This window comes from Flavobacterium limi (assembly GCF_010645075.1).
In the GTDB taxonomy this organism is placed as follows: Bacteria; Bacteroidota; Bacteroidia; order Flavobacteriales; family Flavobacteriaceae; genus Flavobacterium; species Flavobacterium limi.
Genome location: NZ_JAADZV010000003.1, coordinates 397102 through 413109, shown reverse-complemented (window position 1 = coordinate 413109; position 16008 = coordinate 397102). Strand labels below are relative to the sequence as shown.

Below are 16008 nucleotides of genomic sequence, written 5' to 3'. Positions count from 1 at the left end.
TAAAATCAGATGTTTTATTGGCCCAATAAGTTTTTCTTTAAGGTTTCGTCTACCGGTTTGTCAGAAAGCCAGATTCCGAATAATGCTTTTTTGAAATCAAACCCCGGAATTTTTCCTTTAAGCGCTTCATTTTTGAAAACGTTCATAGTTTGATCCAAAGGATTGTAAGCTAATATAAACACATCCTTTTCGGTTATTTTGTCACTCAAAAGCTTTTTTAACTCATCAATTCTTGGGCGTAACGTCTGAAGATTGTCTCCTGCTGATTTTTCAAAGCCTGTATCCATGGCTTTACCCAATTTATTGGCTGAAACCATCGCAGAAGTAATTTCAATTCGGATAGCCATTTCAGTGTCGCTGTCAATAATGAACTGGGCATCCTGAGTTAATTGTGATAAGTACAAAGCCTGAACATACACTTCCATCCACATTTTTGATCTTCCTCCCGCTCCGTTAAGTTGCAGGGTTTTGTTTAAAACCTCAATTTTTCTTGGAACAGTAACGCCATTTACATCAATATGAGATTGTCCGGATACAGAGAATTGTATGCTTAAAATTAGTGTGAGTAATAGTAAAATCTTTTTCATAGTCATTCTTAATAAATTGTTTTTAGTGTTTTTTGTTTTTTTGCAAAAATACTGTTAATCTTCAAAATGTAGTCTTTTAAACGCTAAGTTTTTTGTGATATTGTCTGTTGATTTCTAAATCTATTGAATTAAAAATCAAATTAGTAGGAGTAATTTTATCCTGATTTTTCAAACGCTGCAACAGTTAGTTGCGAAATCTCTAAAGTGTTCGGTATTAATTTTTACTTCTGTGTAATTTTATTCTTAAATTTTGAGTAATATGTTGCTATATTCGGGTTTTGCTGATTTTATTTTAAAGTTAAAACGAAAACGTTATAGTTTTTTTATATTAAAACCCAAAATACTATGCGTGCATTGTTATTTGGTATTTAAAATTTATCTTTGAAAAGCTTTTTTAATGAAAATACGCAAAGCATTTTAACAACTAAAGAACCACTATTATGGATTTTAATCTAACAGAAGAACATTTAATGATTCAGCAGGCTGCGAGAGATTTTGCTCAGAACGAATTGTTGCCTGGGGTAATTGAGAGAGACGAAAAGCAAATTTTCCCAACTGAGCAGGTAAAAAAGATGGGAGAGCTAGGGTTTATGGGAATGATGGTAGATCCTAAATACGGTGGTAGTGGACTGGATACGATTTCATATGTAATTGCAATGGAAGAGATTTCAAAAGTTGACGCTTCGGCTTCGGTAGTAATGTCTGTGAATAATTCTTTAGTTTGCTGGGGACTTCAGGAATTTGGTACAGAAGAACAAAAACAAAAATATTTGCCAGGTCTGGCTTCAGGTGAAATTCACGGAGCATTTTGCTTAAGCGAGCCAGAAGCGGGCAGTGATGCCACTTCGCAAAAAACAACCGCTATCGATATGGGGGACCATTATTTGGTAAACGGTACAAAAAACTGGATTACGAATGGAAATACAGCTTCTGTTTATCTGGTTATTGCACAAACGCATCCCGAACTGAAACATAAAGGAATAAATGTCCTGATTATGACAAAAGATATGCCCGGATTTTCGATTGGGCCAAAAGAACAAAAAATGGGGATCCGCGGATCTGATACACATTCTTTGATGTTCAGTGATGTGAAGGTTCCAAAGGAAAACAGAATAGGAGAAGACGGTTTCGGATTTAAATTTGCCATGAAAACACTTGCCGGCGGCCGCATCGGTATTGCTTCTCAGGCTTTGGGAATTGCTTCGGGAGCTTATGAACTGGCTTTAAAATATTCAAAAGAACGTAAAGCTTTTGGTACTGAAATCTGTAATCATCAGGCGATTGCTTTTAAATTGGCAGACATGGCGGTAAATATTGAAGCAGCACGCCATTTGTGTATAAAAGCCGCCTGGGATAAAGACCAGCATAAAAATTATGATGTAAGCGGCGCGATGGCTAAATTATTTGCTTCGCAGACGGCTATGGATACGGCTGTAGAAGCTGTTCAGATTCACGGAGGAAACGGTTATGTAAAAGAATATCATGTGGAACGTATGATGCGTGATGCCAAAATTACCCAGATTTATGAAGGAACATCCGAAATTCAGAAAATTGTAATTTCAAGAGCGGTTATTTCAGAATAATTTACTCTTTGTTTTAATACTCTAAACCCTATCGGCTTTTTTAGCTTTGAAAGGGTTTTTTTACGATTATTTTTTTTACTTTTCAGAAGTTTATTCTTTAACGATACTGTTAGTTATACGCAGTAGCAATTCAATATCATTTTTATGAAGAAAATATACTTCCTTCTGGCATTCGCTATATTGAGCTGTAAATCAGTTGTTTCAACAATTAGTGAAAAGACATCAGTATCCGAACCAGTAGAAATCAATTATAAAGTCGAACAAAGTGACGTTGCTGAGTTTTTGAAATATCTTTCTTCAGATGAATTGGAAGGAAGGGAAACAGGGACACGAGGAATTGAAAAAGCGGCTGTTTTTCTGGAAGATTTTTTTAGGAAGAACAATATAAAGTCTTATTTTGCGACGTATCGTGATACGCTTACGAATTTTAAGTCACCGGCTTATAATATTGTAGGATACTTAGAAGGAAGTGATCCCGAACTCAAAAAAGAGTTTGTGGTTTTGAGTGCGCATTACGATCATATCGGTCTGCTAAAAAACAAGCAGGAAGATGTAATTAATAATGGTGCAAATGATGATGCTTCGGGAGTAACCGTAGTAGCAGAAATGGCGAAGTATTTCGCGAAGACAAAATCGAATAAAAGAAGCGTTCTTTTTGTATTTTTTGCAGGAGAAGAAAAAGGATTATTAGGATCGAAAAGTTTAGTACAAAAACTTAGAAAGAAAGATTTTAATTTATATGCCCAGCTCAACATTGAGATGGTCGGTGTACCCATGAAACGTGATTATCTGGCCTATATAACAGGTTTTGATAAGTCAAATATGGCAGAGAGAATTAATCATTATACCGGAAAGAATACAATTGGCTTTCTGCCAAAAGAAGCTGAATACGAGCTTTTTTATCGTTCTGATAATTATTCTTTTTATGAAGCATTCAAAAAGCCGTGCCAGTCCATAAGTACTTTTGATTTTGAGAATTTCGAATTTTACCATCATCCGTCAGATGAATTTCAGCTAATGGATATTCCGCATATAACTAAATTTACGCAGGAATTTTTGCCGGCTGTTACCAAAATTACGACATCGCCTGTACAGGAAATTACAATGACCAAATAAGGATTCCTTTTCTAAGATTTGATTATTTTTGCTTCATGAAAAATATTATAATTACAGGAACTTCAAGAGGAATTGGTTATGAACTGGCATTACAGTTTGCAAATGCAGGGCATCAGGTTTTGGCCATTTCGAGAAAAACTCCGCAGACTCTTTTCGAACACCACAATGTTACCTGCCTTTCAGTTGATCTGGCAGACGAATCCCAACTCGATACAGTAAGCGACTTCCTTTCTTCAGCCTGGAAAAAAGTAGATGCTGTGGTACATAATGCCGGTGCTTTATTATTGAAACCTTTTGGAGAAACGACTCAGGCTGATTTTGAAAGCATTTATAAAGTGAATGTTTTTGCCGTAGCCAATCTTACCCGAATTTGTTTGCCTTATCTTGAAAAAGGAAGCCATGTGGTTACCATCAGTTCGATTGGCGGTGTGCGTGGGAGTCTTAAATTTGCAGGTTTGGCGGCTTACAGTTCAAGTAAAGGTGCTGTTGGTACATTAACCGAATTATTGGCTGAAGAATATAAAGAAAAAGGGATTTCATTTAACGTTCTTGCATTGGGCTCCGTTCAGACAGAAATGCTGAATGAAGCTTTTCCGGGTTATCAGGCTCCAATTTCCGCAGAAGGAATGGCGACTTATATTTATGATTTTACACTTAATGGGAATAAATACTTTAATGGGAAGGTGTTAGAAGTTTCGTCTACAAATCCATAGTTAAATTTCAAACAGAATGCATCTAACTTTTTACAAATAACATCTAACCTAAATTGAGCGAAACATTAGCCAAATATATCCCCGAACATGCTGTAAAGCCCGTTTTCGATTTGATAGTGGCCAATCAGGTGCATCTTAAAATCGTCAATGAGCGTCAGACACGTCATGGTGATTACAGGAGAGGACATACGGGTAAACATGAAATTACGGTAAATGCAAGTTTAAATAAATACCGTTTTTTGATTACACTGATTCATGAAATTGCACATTTGGTCGCTTTTGAAAAATTTGGACGGAATATAAAACCCCATGGAAATGAATGGAAATTGACTTTTCAGCGTTTGATGATACCTTTTATTCGTCCGGAAATATTTCCTAATCATATTTTGCCACTGCTGGCAAGGCATTTCAAGAATCCTTCGGCAAGCAGTGATACAGATACCACTTTGTCTTTGGCTTTGAAGCAATATGATAAAGAAAACGATAAAAATTATGTTTTTGAAATTCCGTATGGCAGTGTTTTCAGAATCAAAAATGGAAAAATTTTCAAGAAGATTGCTGTCAGGACAAAACGTTTTGAATGTCTTGAAATCAGTTCCGGGAAATTGTATTTGTTTAATCCAAATGCTGAAGTAGAGTTAATCAACATTCAATAAAAAATCCCAAATTCCAATTTTTTTTCAAGTTTGGAATTTGGGATTTAAGATATATGGATTTAAAAGTTTACCCTTTCAAATAAGCTTCTCTTACCTTTTTGAATAAATTCGAAGAATAAACAAATTTAACAACTGCCTCATTTTCGGTTGTAAAGATTTCCTCTTTGGTTCCCTGCCAGGCTTTCAGGCCTTTTTTTAAGAAAACGATATTTTCGCCAATCTCCATAACTGAGTTCATATCGTGTGTATTGATCACAGTTGTAATATTGTATTCCTTCGTGATTTCCTGAATTAGGTTATCAATTAGTGTAGATGTATTAGGATCCAGACCAGAGTTTGGCTCATCACAAAACAAATATTTCGGATTGTTTACAATAGCACGCGCAATCGCTACACGTTTTTGCATACCTCCCGAAATTTCAGATGGCAGTTTTTTGTGTGCCTCAACTAAATTTACCCTTTCTAAAACAAAATCAACGCGTTCTTTGATTTGGGCTTTATTATTATTCGTGAACATTCTTAACGGAAATGCAACGTTTTCCTCCACTGTCATCGAATCGAATAAAGCGCTTCCCTGAAAAACCATTCCGATTTCTGTTCTCAATTCACGTTTTTCATCTTTGTCTAAATCAGAATAAACTCTTCCGTCAAATTCAATTGTTCCGGAATCGGGAGTGTGGATTCCTAGCAGCGTTTTTAATAAAACTGTTTTTCCGGATCCACTTTGCCCAATAATTAAGTTTGTTTTACCAGTTTCAAAAACTGTGGAAACACCTTTTAAAACTTTGCTGTCACCAAATGATTTTTCTATGTTTTTTACTTCTATCATTATCCTAATAATAATTGGGTTAATATATAATTCAGAAGAATGATGCAAACAGATGTCCATACAAATGATACCGTACTAGCTTTACCAACTTCTAACGCTCCGCCTTTCATATAATAGCCATGAAAAGAAGGGATTGTGGCTAATAACATAGCAAAAATCAAAGTTTTGATGAAAGCATACGTAATATGAAAAGGGATAAATTCCATTTGCGCTCCTGCAATAAAATCTTCGCCGGTTGAAAATCCTCCATACGCACAAGCCATCCATCCGCCAAAAATACCCAAAAACATACTGATTCCAATTACAAAAGGATACATCAATAAGGCTACTATTTTTGGAAAAACAAGGTAGTTTAATGAATTTACACCCATAACTTCCAAAGCATCAATTTGCTCTGTCACACGCATGGTTCCAATACTTGAAGTAATGTAAGAACCCATTTTTCCAGCCATAATTACTGAGATAAAAGTAGGGGCAAACTCCAGAATTACAGACTGGCGGGTAGCAAAACCAATTAAATATTTTGGGATTAAAGGATTTGTTAAGTTTAACGCAGTCTGAATAGCTACAACCCCACCAATAAAGAAAGAGATAAAACAAACGATTCCGAGAGAGTCAATTATTAAATCGTCGATTTCTTTGAAAATTAATCTTTTCATTACAGACCATTTGGTCTGTTTATTAAAAATTTCTTTCAGCATTAAAAAATATTTCCCGACCTGGGATAAATAACGAATTAACATCATAGTTTTACAAATATTGGCTAAGGTAAAAAGAAGTTATGAGTTTTGGGTTATGAGTTCAGGGTTTTCGACTGTTTTGGCAATCAAATTAACTTTTCTTTCATTTTTTGTAAACGATACTTTCTTATAAATTTAGCTTGTTCGGAAGTAACTAACAAAGGGGTTTTGGCGCTTTTTGCTTTCCAAAATCCTCTTATATAATCTAAAAACAGAAATGGTTTTTTCTTCATCATGGCGAGTTTTGCAGAAGCAATTGCCGTAATCCAAAAGCCATATCCTAAGGTGTAAAAAGCCTCACCTTGTTTATAGCGGGCTGTTTTGTTGTAATTGGCACCTGTTGGTTTCAGATGTTTTACGTGTAAAGACTGGTCTGTGATAATTTTCCAGTCGTAATACTTGCACAATAATTCATCAACTGTGTCCCAGCCCATGGCAGGCCGTAATCCGCCAATTTGTTGAAATGTTTCTTTTCGGTATGCTTTTAAAGCTCCGCGAATATGATCTTTATCGGTTAGGTTTTCTAAAACCCATTCTCCATTTTTATCAATATAACAAAATCCGCCAGCCATTCCGACTTTTGGATCTGATTCGAAATGTTTGATGATGGTTTCGAAATAGTTGTGCGGAAAAATTAAATCACCATCAATCTTTACAATGATATCATATTCTGAATCTAAAGTTTCAAACCCTTTCTGAAAAGCCTGGATTACCTTGCTTCCCGGCATATGAATTGCATCTGAAGTTTTATTGATAACAGAAACATACGGATTCTCTTTTGCAAAACCCAGCACCACTTCTTCTGTTTTATCTGTAGAATTGTCATTGACAACGACAACCTTTGCCGGTAAAACTGTTTGCGAAACCAAAGATTGCAAGGTCAGACCAATTAAATCCTGTTCGTTGTGTGCGGGTATGACGATGTAATATTTCATAAATTTTCAATTTAAAATTCCAATCTCTTAAATTCCAAATTCCAACTCGAACCGATTTTCAAATTGGAATTTGTTTTTTATGATTTCCAAAGTTGGAATTTGGAATTTTATTTTTGGGATTTACAATATTTATGCTTTTTCAGCATAGATAATGTAGTATCTGTTTGTGAAACTGCGTAAAAATGGTCTTAATCCAAATTTTTTAACCGGATTTGTCCATTTTTGTCTGTCGATAATTTTCCAGCCGGTTTTTTCTAAAAGCCAGTCCAGCTGCCAGTCTTCAAACTCGTGGTAATGTCTGTCCCACATATCTGTTTTAGAACGATAAGCTGGAGAAAACCACAAACGCATCGGAATCGAAATCAATAATTTGTCTGATTTGATTTCGTTTAAGATTGTAAACGGATTTAATAAATGTTCGAAAATTTCGAACGCCGTTACTACATCAGAATTGGCATTTTTTAAAGCATCCTGATTCAAATCTAAATCTTCTCCGGTTGTATTGTTTACGGCATATCCCGCTTCTTTCATTATTTTTGAAAACGGATTTTCAACACCTAAATCAAGGATTGTTTCGGAGGTTTTGATGTGTTTTTGTAAAAATTCCAGAGTAAGTTTAAATCTTTTATTTGGAAACGTTTTTTCGTACATAGTATAAATGTGAACGAAGCAGGGCCAGTTCTTGATTTTATGATTAGGTCGCAAATATACAAAGATATCTTCTCTTTTTGGTGTTTTTTAGCCCGGATAGAAATGAAAAGCCCACGACTTAAAAAGTGTAGTTTTTGCAGGCTTAAAGAAGCGACTGGAAGAAGCTTTTTTAAGGCATAAAAAAACACATTTTTTAAGTGTGGACTTGTAATGGATAGCCTGAATAGCTACTAAAATTTAATATCGGTAAACAAATGCATTAATATTCATTCCTGCTCCAACCGAAGCAAAAATAACTACATCGCCTTTATTGATTTCGTGATTTTCAATCTTGCCCTGAATTAACAGGTCGTATAATGTTGGTACGGTTGCTACGCTGCTGTTTCCTAAATCATGGATACTCATTGGCATGATATCTTTGGGAGCGGTTCTGTCGTATAATTTATAAAAACGATCAATTATGGCTTCGTCCATTTTTTCGTTTGCCTGATGAATCAGGATTTTTTTAACCTCATCAATAGCGATTCCGCTTTTATCCAAGCACTCTTTCATGGCGTTTGGAACGTTGCTTAATGCAAATTCGTAAATCTTACGGCCGTACATTTTGATGTATTTGATGTCGGGATCCAAATTGGGATTGTAAGATTTTCCGAAAAAAAGGAAATTAGCTTCGTCGTTTGCATAAGTGGCACTTTCATAAGATAATAATCCGGCTTCATCGGTAGAGGCTTCTAAAATTGAAGCTCCGGCACCATCAGAATAAATCATCGAATCCCGGTCGTGATCGTCAACCACTCTTGAAAGGGTTTCAGCTCCAATTACCAAAACTCTTTTTGCCATTCCGGATTTGATGAAAGCATTAGCCTGCAATACGCCTTCAATCCAGCCCGGGCATCCAAAAAGAATGTCATAAGCCACACATTTAGGATTTTTGATATCGAGTTTGTTTTTGACACGGGTGGCTAAACTAGGAATCATGTCTGACTGAACAGTTCCGGATTTTACATCACCAAAATTATGCGCAAAAATGATATAATCTAAAGATTCTTTGTCGATGTTAGCATTTGCAATGGCTTTTTCGGCTGCAAAAAAAGCTAAATCTGAAGTGATATGCTGGTCTTCGGCATAACGGCGATTTTGGATTCCGGTAATGCCTTTGAATTTTTTTATTACTGTTTCGTTAGGATAACCAAAAGGAGTTCCGTCTTCATTTAAAAAAACATGTTTGTCAAAATCGGTATTTTTAACTTCTTTTTTCGGAATGTAACTTCCGATACCTATAATTTTTATTTTCATTGGTTTCTTTTTCCTGGTAAATTGTAGGCTAATTTATAAATAAATATATTATTAAGAGTAGAAAAATTATTATGCATGCATATAATTATGAAATAACGATTTTTAAATAGATATATTGTCTTTTTTATAATGATTTTTTAATATTTCCAATATTTCAAACGATTGAAATGAAATTTTGGATATTTTTTTTTACTTGTAATTTTGTTTTAAAGGAATGATTTTACAAAACAGCATCATAAAGTTATGTTGCTGAATGCGATTTAGGATTAAAACAAGACATATATTTAGTTGTAATGAATCATCCGAAAATCAAACAAACACTTCATTACACTAATTTTTCATATCTTCTTAAGTAATTGAAACATGGAAAATTTAGATATAATTCTTTTAAGAATCTTTTGTTAGCATAGAATTCAAAGTTAAATTGTTCGTCCACTTATTAAAAAATATAAAAATCGCTGTAAGAAATAATATTGTGCCGTTAATAAAAAATTTGCATTGAACTGCAGCGTGGGGAAACAATTCATAAAATGAAAAAAATATTCTGGAAATAGTATGGCCATTTAATAAACCAAGTTTATTAAATATTAGTCCGACAATAAAAACAATCAGCCCATTAAGCCAAAATACCTTCTTTTGTATACATATGATTAATGATATTAAAAATGCAATTATCAGCCCAATTAAATTTGAAGCACCGTTCCAGAATAAATAATATGCAATTCGACTTGGAGAGTTGGGGTCGTTTTTCAATTGTTTAATTGAATTTTCAACACCATACTTATCTACTAATTTGATAAGTTCTATGTCATTAAGTTGTGCAAATTGTTTAGTAGCGAAGATGATAAAAAATGTCGCAACAATATGAACGACTATTATACGCCAATTAATCTTATTTGTAATATTCGTGAAATTCATTGTTCGGTTTTCGTTGTTGCTAATTTTTGATCATATATTATTCTCAAATGTATTATTTTCTTTTCCAAATCACAAAACGGATTTTATTGATTACAAATTTATGTTCACTTAAAACATCACTACAAGCACCTATATTTCAAATAATTAAAATCTATTTGCCAACTACACATTAAATTAAATACAACATTTTAAAAAAATCTGATGGTCTTTGTAGTTTTGATCGCGTGAGGGATAGGAGGAAGCTACCGAAGTAGCCCGGATAGCCCGACAGCATTTAAAAAAAGGCCTCCTGAATGTAACGCATATTTAGGTCTTTCTTTAAATGGTGACACGCCTTGATTATTATTTTTGTTTAAAAAAGTTTCAAGTTTCAGGTTTCAAGTTCTCTACAGCAACTTGAAACCAACTAAAAAACAAAACCCGACAGGTTTAAAAAACTTGTCGGGTCTAGTATAATAATTAAAAACTAAAAAATTAGTTTTCCATGTAAGCTTCAATAGGAGCACAGCTGCAAACTAAATTTCTGTCTCCGTATGCATCGTCTACACGACGAACAGATGGCCAGAATTTATTTTCAGCGATGTAATCTAACGGATACGCTGCTTTTTCTCTTGTATAAGGGAAATCCCAGTTGTCTGTAGTTAACATGGCTAATGTATGAGGAGCATTTTTCAATACATTGTTTTTATCATCAGCTTTTGCTTCTTCAATCTCTTTTCTGATTGAGATAAGCGCATCACAAAAACGATCTAATTCTGCTAAATCTTCAGATTCTGTAGGTTCGATCATTAAAGTTCCGGCAACCGGGAAAGAAACTGTTGGAGCGTGGAAACCGTAATCCATTAAACGTTTTGCGATATCACCAACTTCGATTCCGTTTTCTTTGAATGCACGACAATCTAAAATCATTTCGTGAGCTGCTCTTCCGCATTCTCCTGTGTAAAGAATTGGATAGTGACCTTCGAAACGTGCTTTCATGTAGTTCGCATTTAAGATCGCGTGTTCTGTAGAGCTTTTTAATCCTTCAGCTCCCATCATGGTGATGTAACCGTAAGAGATCAAACAAACCAAAGCAGATCCGTAAGGTGCAGATGAAATAGCAGTAATTGCCTGCTCACCACCAACATTTAAGATTGGGTTGGTTGGCAGGAACGGAACTAATTTTTCGTTCACACAAATTGGTCCAACTCCAGGTCCGCCGCCTCCGTGAGGAATCGCGAAAGTTTTGTGTAAGTTTAAGTGACAAACGTCAGCACCAATTGTAGCAGGGTTTGTTAATCCAACTTGTGCGTTCATGTTTGCACCGTCCATATATACTAATCCGCCGTTGTCGTGGATTAATTTTGTGATTTCGATAATTGAAGATTCGAAAACTCCGTGAGTAGAAGGATACGTTACCATTAAGCAAGATAAATCATCTTTGTGCTCAATTGCTTTTTCTCTTAAATCTTCTACGTCAATATTTCCTTCCGGAGTTGTTTTCGTAACGATAATTTTCATTCCCGCCATCGCTGCAGAAGCTGGATTTGTTCCGTGAGCCGATGAAGGAATCAAACATACATTACGGTGACCTTCATTTCTTGACATGTGGTAAGCACGAATTGCCATTAAACCAGCATATTCTCCCTGAGCTCCAGAATTTGGCTGTAAAGTTGTTCCGGCAAAACCTGTAATCACATTTAATTGCTGCTCTAATCTTTTCAGCATTGTAAGGTAACCTTCAACCTGATCAACGGGTGCAAACGGGTGAATACTGTTCCAGTTTGGCATAGATAAAGGCAGCATTTCAGAAGCTGCGTTTAATTTCATTGTACAAGAACCTAACGAAATCATCGAGTGATTCAATGATAAATCTTTACGCTCCAATTTTTTGATGTAACGCATCAACTGGCTTTCTGAATGATGATTGTTGAAAACATCATGCGTTAAGAAAGAAGATGTTCTTTCTAAAGAAGCCGGTAATTGACTTGCTTCACTTAATTCAGAAACTGTGAAAGTTTCTTTTTCTAAAGCTTCAGCAAAAATCTTTATAATTTGGTTGATGTCAGCAACAGAAGTCGTTTCGTTAAACGAAATCGAAATGCTCTCAGCATCAGGATAGAAGAAGTTTACTTTGTTTTTCTCCGCAACCGTTTTTACTTTTTGAGCATCTGCTTTTACTAAAATAGTATCAAAGTAAGCCGTGTTGGTTTGGTAAACTCCTAATTTATTTAAAGCTTCAGCAGCTGTAACTGCTGATGCGTGAACTTTGTTTGCAATGTATTTTAAACCTTTTGGTCCGTGGTAAACCGCGTACATTCCGGCCATAACAGCTAATAAAACCTGAGCAGTACAAATGTTTGAAGTCGCTTTTTCACGTTTGATGTGCTGTTCACGGGTTCCTAACGCCATACGTAAAGCGCGGTTTCCATTTACATCAATAGAAACTCCAATAATACGCCCCGGCATAGATCTTTTGTATTCATCTTTAGTAGCAAAAAAAGCAGCATGAGGACCACCATAACCCATTGGTACACCAAAACGTTGAGTAGTTCCCACTACAACCGCAGCTCCCATTTCTCCCGGAGAAGTTAAAGTCGCTAATGATAAAATATCTGCTGCAAAGGCAACTTTAATTTCATTTTCTTTTGCTTTAGCAACAAAAGCGCTGTAGTCGTTTACCTGACCGTATTTTCCCGGATATTGTAAAATCGCTCCGAAAAACTCATTTGAAAAATCAAAGTTTTCGTGGTTTCCAACAACCAATTCAATTCCGATTGGAGTTGAACGTGTTTGAAGTACTGATAAAGTTTGAGGTAAAATTTCTTCAGAAACGAAGAATTTGTGTGTATTGTTTTTCTTTTGGTCGCGGGTACGAACGTCAAATAATAACGCCATAGCTTCTGCAGCAGCCGTTCCTTCATCCAGTAAAGAAGCGTTTGCGATTTCCATTCCGGTTAACTCGATAACTGTAGTCTGGAAATTTAAAATAGCTTCCAAACGTCCCTGAGCGATTTCTGCCTGATACGGTGTGTAAGCCGTATACCATCCCGGGTTTTCGAAGATGTTTCTTTGAATTGGAGCCGGAACGATGGTTGGATGATATCCTAAACCTATATATGATTTAAATGTTCTATTTTTCTTTCCTAAGTCGCGAATATGATTTGCATATTCGAATTCTGTCATGGCAGGATCTAAATTCAAAGGTGCTTTTAGACGAATATCATCCGGAAGTGTTTCGTAAACAAGTTGTTCAATCGATTCCACTCCAATCGTTTTCAACATGTATGGAAGATCGGTTTCTCTTGGGCCAATGTGTCTTAAAGCAAAAGCATCTGTTCTCATTTGTAGCTATCTAATTTTTTTTTAAAAGAATGTAATTTTATCCTGTATTCTTTAATTTGATCAGCAGAACACAAGCTTTATTACATTTTATAGTAAATGTGTTGTTTTTTTGTGGCGCAAAATTAAGTATTATTAATAATTTAATGGGTATTTTTAACTTCAATTTTTATGAATTTTTCAACCAATGGGTTGGTTTATTAACAATTGATTAGATTTGAAGAATGAAACTACTGAAACAGATATTTGATTTTTACTTAAACAGCAGTATTCACGTGGCTTTGTCGTGTTATGCTTTGGTACGGATTACGTTTCATGTGTTTCATATTCAGTACTATGAACCAATAGCCTTGTTTGTTTTTTTTGGGACAATTGTGGGGTATAATTTTGTTAAATATGATGCGCTTGTTCGTATAAAGAGAAATCCAATCGGGACTCAGCTTAAAATTATTGCTGTTTTCAGTTTTATTTCGATGATTTTAGTGGGTTATTACTTCTTCCATTTGAAGGGAATTACCCAAATTGTTTCCGTTGGAATTTTTGCTGTCACGGCACTGTATACTTTGCCTTTTTTTCCGAATAGAAGAAATGCCAGAAACTGGGCAGGAGTAAAAATTTATATTGTTGCTATTTGCTGGGTAGGAGCGACGCTGGTTTTACCTTTGATCAATGCGGAAATTAGCCTGACATCTGATTTTTTTATAAAATCAATTCAGCGTTTTATATTGGTTTTTGTACTGATTCTGGTTTTTGAAATTATTGATTTAGCGAATGATGACCCGCATCTTCAAACCGTTCCACAGACAATCGGGGTAAACAGAACTAAATTTTTAGGCTTCTTATTACTGATTCCGTTTTGGCTTTTAGAAATTTTAATCTCTACATTTAATTATCGTGATGCCGTAATAAATCTTATTATGGTTGTCATTTTAATGCTGTTTATTGCATGTGCAAATCCTGATCGATCTAAATATTATACTTCTTTTTGGGTCGAAAGTGTACCCATTCTTTGGTGGCTAATGGTTGTTTTTTTGTAGCCATATTGTTTTAACAGGATCAATTTATTAAATACGTTTAATAATATCGGATTCCTTTCCTACTTTTTTTAATTTAAAAAGACTGTTTTTCCTTGTCTTTATAACCAAGATTTCCTGTCTTGTAACATTTTTCTCATTTTTTTTCAAAGTCTGCTATAGTTTTGGGTCAGAAATAAAAAGCTAGCAAAATTTATTTTTAATTTTTTAATTTGATTTTCAGAGTTTTATAAACCTTGTTCCTGGAATTTTAGTTAAAAGCAGCAAAATTAAAAGTGGAGCAGAACCCACTGTGAAAAAACGAACTGTTTCGTACAGAAAAAAACGGAGGAGTAATCCCAAAAAGCCTTAAGAGTAGGGAAATAAACAAATAGTAATCATGAGCCAAAGTTCAGCAGCCTCATCGGCACAAATCGATATTCTTGTTGTAATAGATACAGAATATATCAAGAATAATTTTTCTAAAAATTCAGATCCTAATAACCCAGTAGGGATAAATCATAGCAGTCAGTATATGATTTGCTACAGTCCAAGAGGTATTGTTTCCGGCCAGGGTACAGCAGATTTGAGTTTTAGAGCAAATGCAGGAGATTATGTTTCTTTTAGAGGGACATCAATCCAGCAAAACTCTGATGATTCTGTAATCCTTTACGGAATTAAATACTGGGCAGGAGACAAAGTCTTTAATAATTTTACGACTGATATTGTTACACGAAACAGAGCTGTACAGCCTGATCCAAATCAGCCAAATGGTATTCCTCCAGTTTTGACTACTCAGAATTTTACGAGTTATGACTCTAAAATTGCCAGAGGAGGAACTGAGAATTTTTATGTATACATCGCTGTTTATACTCTTGCCTCTGACGGTCAGACACAAGAATTATATGGATACTACTATTGGGATCCACAAGTTGTAGTTCCAGCTTAATTATTTATTGAAAACTAATAAAGTTTTTGAAAACACGAACTGTTTTTAGTTCGTGTTTTCTTAATCTAAAAGCAATCAAAATGGACACCTCTCTTCCAATTATTCAACAAACTGCACTTGAAATTTTGATTGTAATTGATACAGTTTCAATTAAAAGTAAATACTCTGATCTGGATATCGATATAGCAAAACCTATCAAAATAAAACGAGATAATTGGTTTGTAGTTTGTCAAAAACAAAATGGAGATTCAGGTATAAATTCTCTGCATGCAGTTTCTGTTGATCCTAAATGCACCAACAAAATGATTATTTCCGGAATTTCTATTGATGGAAATTCATCAGATGCTATTATTTTGAATCAAATACCAAATTACAAATCATTAAAAAAAAGTATTGTTCACTTTAAGCCAGTTTGTTTATCCATAAAAACTGTTTCAAACAATGAAAATAGTGAAGATGGATTGCCTGCTACTAATACCAATCAAAATGTAATATGGTTTGAATCGATAGTTTCTCATCCGGGAAAATGCAAAATTAAAATATACTTCTCGCTGTATTATTTAAATTCAGATGGGAATCAACAGGATTTATATGGTCGTTTTTGGTTTCCTTTAGAGATTAACATTAATAATGGGGATTAATTAATTTTAAATTAACAGATATTTTAAATTTTTCAGCTTGTTGAAAATTAAAGCTTTAAT

General features: G+C 34.7%; 15 protein-coding genes. 7 read left to right on the top strand and 8 right to left on the bottom strand.

All coding sequences use genetic code 11. The features are described from left to right. Nucleotides 1-14: 14 nt before the first annotated feature. The gene (locus tag GXM16_RS09030) at nt 15-587 is read right to left on the bottom strand and encodes a chalcone isomerase family protein (protein ID WP_163394042.1); all 573 of its coding nucleotides are present in this window, start codon (nt 585-587) and stop codon (nt 15-17) included. A gap of 440 nt (nt 588-1027) precedes the next feature. Here GXM16_RS09030 and GXM16_RS09025 point away from each other — a divergent pair, with 440 nt between their 5' ends. The 4 genes from GXM16_RS09025 (at nt 1028) to GXM16_RS09010 (ending at nt 4655) form a co-directional block, all read left to right on the top strand. After that, a complete protein-coding gene (locus GXM16_RS09025; protein WP_163394041.1) occupies nt 1028-2170 on the top strand; it encodes an acyl-CoA dehydrogenase in 1143 nt (380 codons plus the stop codon). 144 nt (nt 2171-2314) lie between these two features. Then, nucleotides 2315-3286, top strand: a complete 972-nt coding sequence (locus tag GXM16_RS09020) for a M20/M25/M40 family metallo-hydrolase (protein WP_163394040.1) — start codon at nt 2315-2317, stop codon at nt 3284-3286. 35 nt (nt 3287-3321) lie between these two features. Next, complete coding sequence (locus tag GXM16_RS09015) at nt 3322-3999, top strand: SDR family NAD(P)-dependent oxidoreductase (RefSeq protein WP_163394039.1); 678 nt, start codon at nt 3322-3324, stop codon at nt 3997-3999. A gap of 53 nt (nt 4000-4052) precedes the next feature. Then, nucleotides 4053-4655, top strand: a complete 603-nt coding sequence (locus GXM16_RS09010) for a SprT-like domain-containing protein (protein ID WP_163394038.1) — start codon at nt 4053-4055, stop codon at nt 4653-4655. A gap of 67 nt (nt 4656-4722) precedes the next feature. Here the strand turns inward: GXM16_RS09010 and GXM16_RS09005 are convergent, their stop codons facing one another. The 7 genes from GXM16_RS09005 to gcvP all read right to left on the bottom strand — a co-directional run bounded on the left by GXM16_RS09005 (nt 4723) and on the right by gcvP (nt 13348). Next, nucleotides 4723-5484 (bottom strand): ABC transporter ATP-binding protein, encoded by a 762-nt coding sequence (locus GXM16_RS09005; RefSeq protein WP_163394037.1) that lies wholly within the window; start codon nt 5482-5484, stop codon nt 4723-4725. Then, on the bottom strand, nt 5484-6230 hold the full coding sequence (locus GXM16_RS09000) for an MlaE family ABC transporter permease (protein WP_163394036.1): 747 nt from the start codon (nt 6228-6230) through the stop codon (nt 5484-5486). Before GXM16_RS09000 ends, GXM16_RS09005 begins: the two co-directional genes overlap by 1 nt. A gap of 80 nt (nt 6231-6310) precedes the next feature. Continuing rightward, nucleotides 6311-7159: a glycosyltransferase family 2 protein gene (locus tag GXM16_RS08995; protein ID WP_163394035.1), complete on the bottom strand. Its 849-nt coding sequence runs from the start codon at nt 7157-7159 to the stop codon at nt 6311-6313. 129 nt (nt 7160-7288) lie between these two features. Beyond that, entirely contained in the window at nt 7289-7810 is a 522-nt protein-coding gene (locus GXM16_RS08990; RefSeq protein WP_163394034.1) for a class I SAM-dependent methyltransferase, read from the bottom strand. Nucleotides 7811-8047: 237 nt separating this feature from the next. Further along, nucleotides 8048-9106, bottom strand: a complete 1059-nt coding sequence (locus GXM16_RS08985) for a 3-oxoacyl-ACP synthase III family protein (RefSeq protein ID WP_163394033.1) — start codon at nt 9104-9106, stop codon at nt 8048-8050. A 387-nt stretch (nt 9107-9493) separates the two neighbouring features. Continuing rightward, nucleotides 9494-10024 (bottom strand): hypothetical protein, encoded by a 531-nt coding sequence (locus GXM16_RS08980; protein WP_163394032.1) that lies wholly within the window; start codon nt 10022-10024, stop codon nt 9494-9496. Between the two features lie 474 nt (nt 10025-10498). Further along, complete coding sequence (gene gcvP, locus GXM16_RS08975; protein WP_163394031.1) at nt 10499-13348, bottom strand: aminomethyl-transferring glycine dehydrogenase; 2850 nt, start codon at nt 13346-13348, stop codon at nt 10499-10501. A gap of 221 nt (nt 13349-13569) precedes the next feature. Between gcvP and GXM16_RS08970 the strand changes: the two genes are divergently transcribed. The 3 genes from GXM16_RS08970 (at nt 13570) to GXM16_RS08960 (ending at nt 15948) form a co-directional block, all read left to right on the top strand. Next, nucleotides 13570-14382, top strand: coding sequence for a UbiA prenyltransferase family protein (locus tag GXM16_RS08970; RefSeq protein WP_163394030.1), 813 nt, complete (start codon nt 13570-13572; stop codon nt 14380-14382). Nucleotides 14383-14758: 376 nt separating this feature from the next. Next, complete coding sequence (locus GXM16_RS08965) at nt 14759-15307, top strand: inclusion body family protein (protein ID WP_163394029.1); 549 nt, start codon at nt 14759-14761, stop codon at nt 15305-15307. A gap of 80 nt (nt 15308-15387) precedes the next feature. After that, nucleotides 15388-15948, top strand: a complete 561-nt coding sequence (locus GXM16_RS08960) for an AidA/PixA family protein (protein ID WP_163394028.1) — start codon at nt 15388-15390, stop codon at nt 15946-15948. The last annotated feature ends 60 nt before the right edge of the window (nt 15949-16008 follow it).

What these genes read in the sequence shown, in the direction of transcription:
- GXM16_RS09020 (WP_163394040.1), top strand. Translation starts at nt 2,315, where the DNA reads ATGAAGAAAATATACTTCCTTCTGGCATTCGCTATATTGAGCTGTAAA.
- GXM16_RS08995 (WP_163394035.1), bottom strand. Translation starts at nt 7,159, where the DNA reads ATGAAATATTACATCGTCATACCCGCACACAACGAACAGGATTTAATT.
- GXM16_RS09015 (WP_163394039.1), top strand. Translation starts at nt 3,322, where the DNA reads ATGAAAAATATTATAATTACAGGAACTTCAAGAGGAATTGGTTATGAA.
- GXM16_RS09000 (WP_163394036.1), bottom strand. Translation starts at nt 6,230, where the DNA reads ATGATGTTAATTCGTTATTTATCCCAGGTCGGGAAATATTTTTTAATG.
- GXM16_RS09025 (WP_163394041.1), top strand. Translation starts at nt 1,028, where the DNA reads ATGGATTTTAATCTAACAGAAGAACATTTAATGATTCAGCAGGCTGCG.
- gcvP (WP_163394031.1), bottom strand. Translation starts at nt 13,348, where the DNA reads ATGAGAACAGATGCTTTTGCTTTAAGACACATTGGCCCAAGAGAAACC.
- GXM16_RS08985 (WP_163394033.1), bottom strand. Translation starts at nt 9,106, where the DNA reads ATGAAAATAAAAATTATAGGTATCGGAAGTTACATTCCGAAAAAAGAA.
- GXM16_RS08980 (WP_163394032.1), bottom strand. Translation starts at nt 10,024, where the DNA reads ATGAATTTCACGAATATTACAAATAAGATTAATTGGCGTATAATAGTC.
- GXM16_RS08970 (WP_163394030.1), top strand. Translation starts at nt 13,570, where the DNA reads ATGAAACTACTGAAACAGATATTTGATTTTTACTTAAACAGCAGTATT.
- GXM16_RS08965 (WP_163394029.1), top strand. Translation starts at nt 14,759, where the DNA reads ATGAGCCAAAGTTCAGCAGCCTCATCGGCACAAATCGATATTCTTGTT.
- GXM16_RS08960 (WP_163394028.1), top strand. Translation starts at nt 15,388, where the DNA reads ATGGACACCTCTCTTCCAATTATTCAACAAACTGCACTTGAAATTTTG.
- GXM16_RS08990 (WP_163394034.1), bottom strand. Translation starts at nt 7,810, where the DNA reads ATGTACGAAAAAACGTTTCCAAATAAAAGATTTAAACTTACTCTGGAA.
- GXM16_RS09005 (WP_163394037.1), bottom strand. Translation starts at nt 5,484, where the DNA reads ATGATAGAAGTAAAAAACATAGAAAAATCATTTGGTGACAGCAAAGTT.
- GXM16_RS09030 (WP_163394042.1), bottom strand. Translation starts at nt 587, where the DNA reads ATGAAAAAGATTTTACTATTACTCACACTAATTTTAAGCATACAATTC.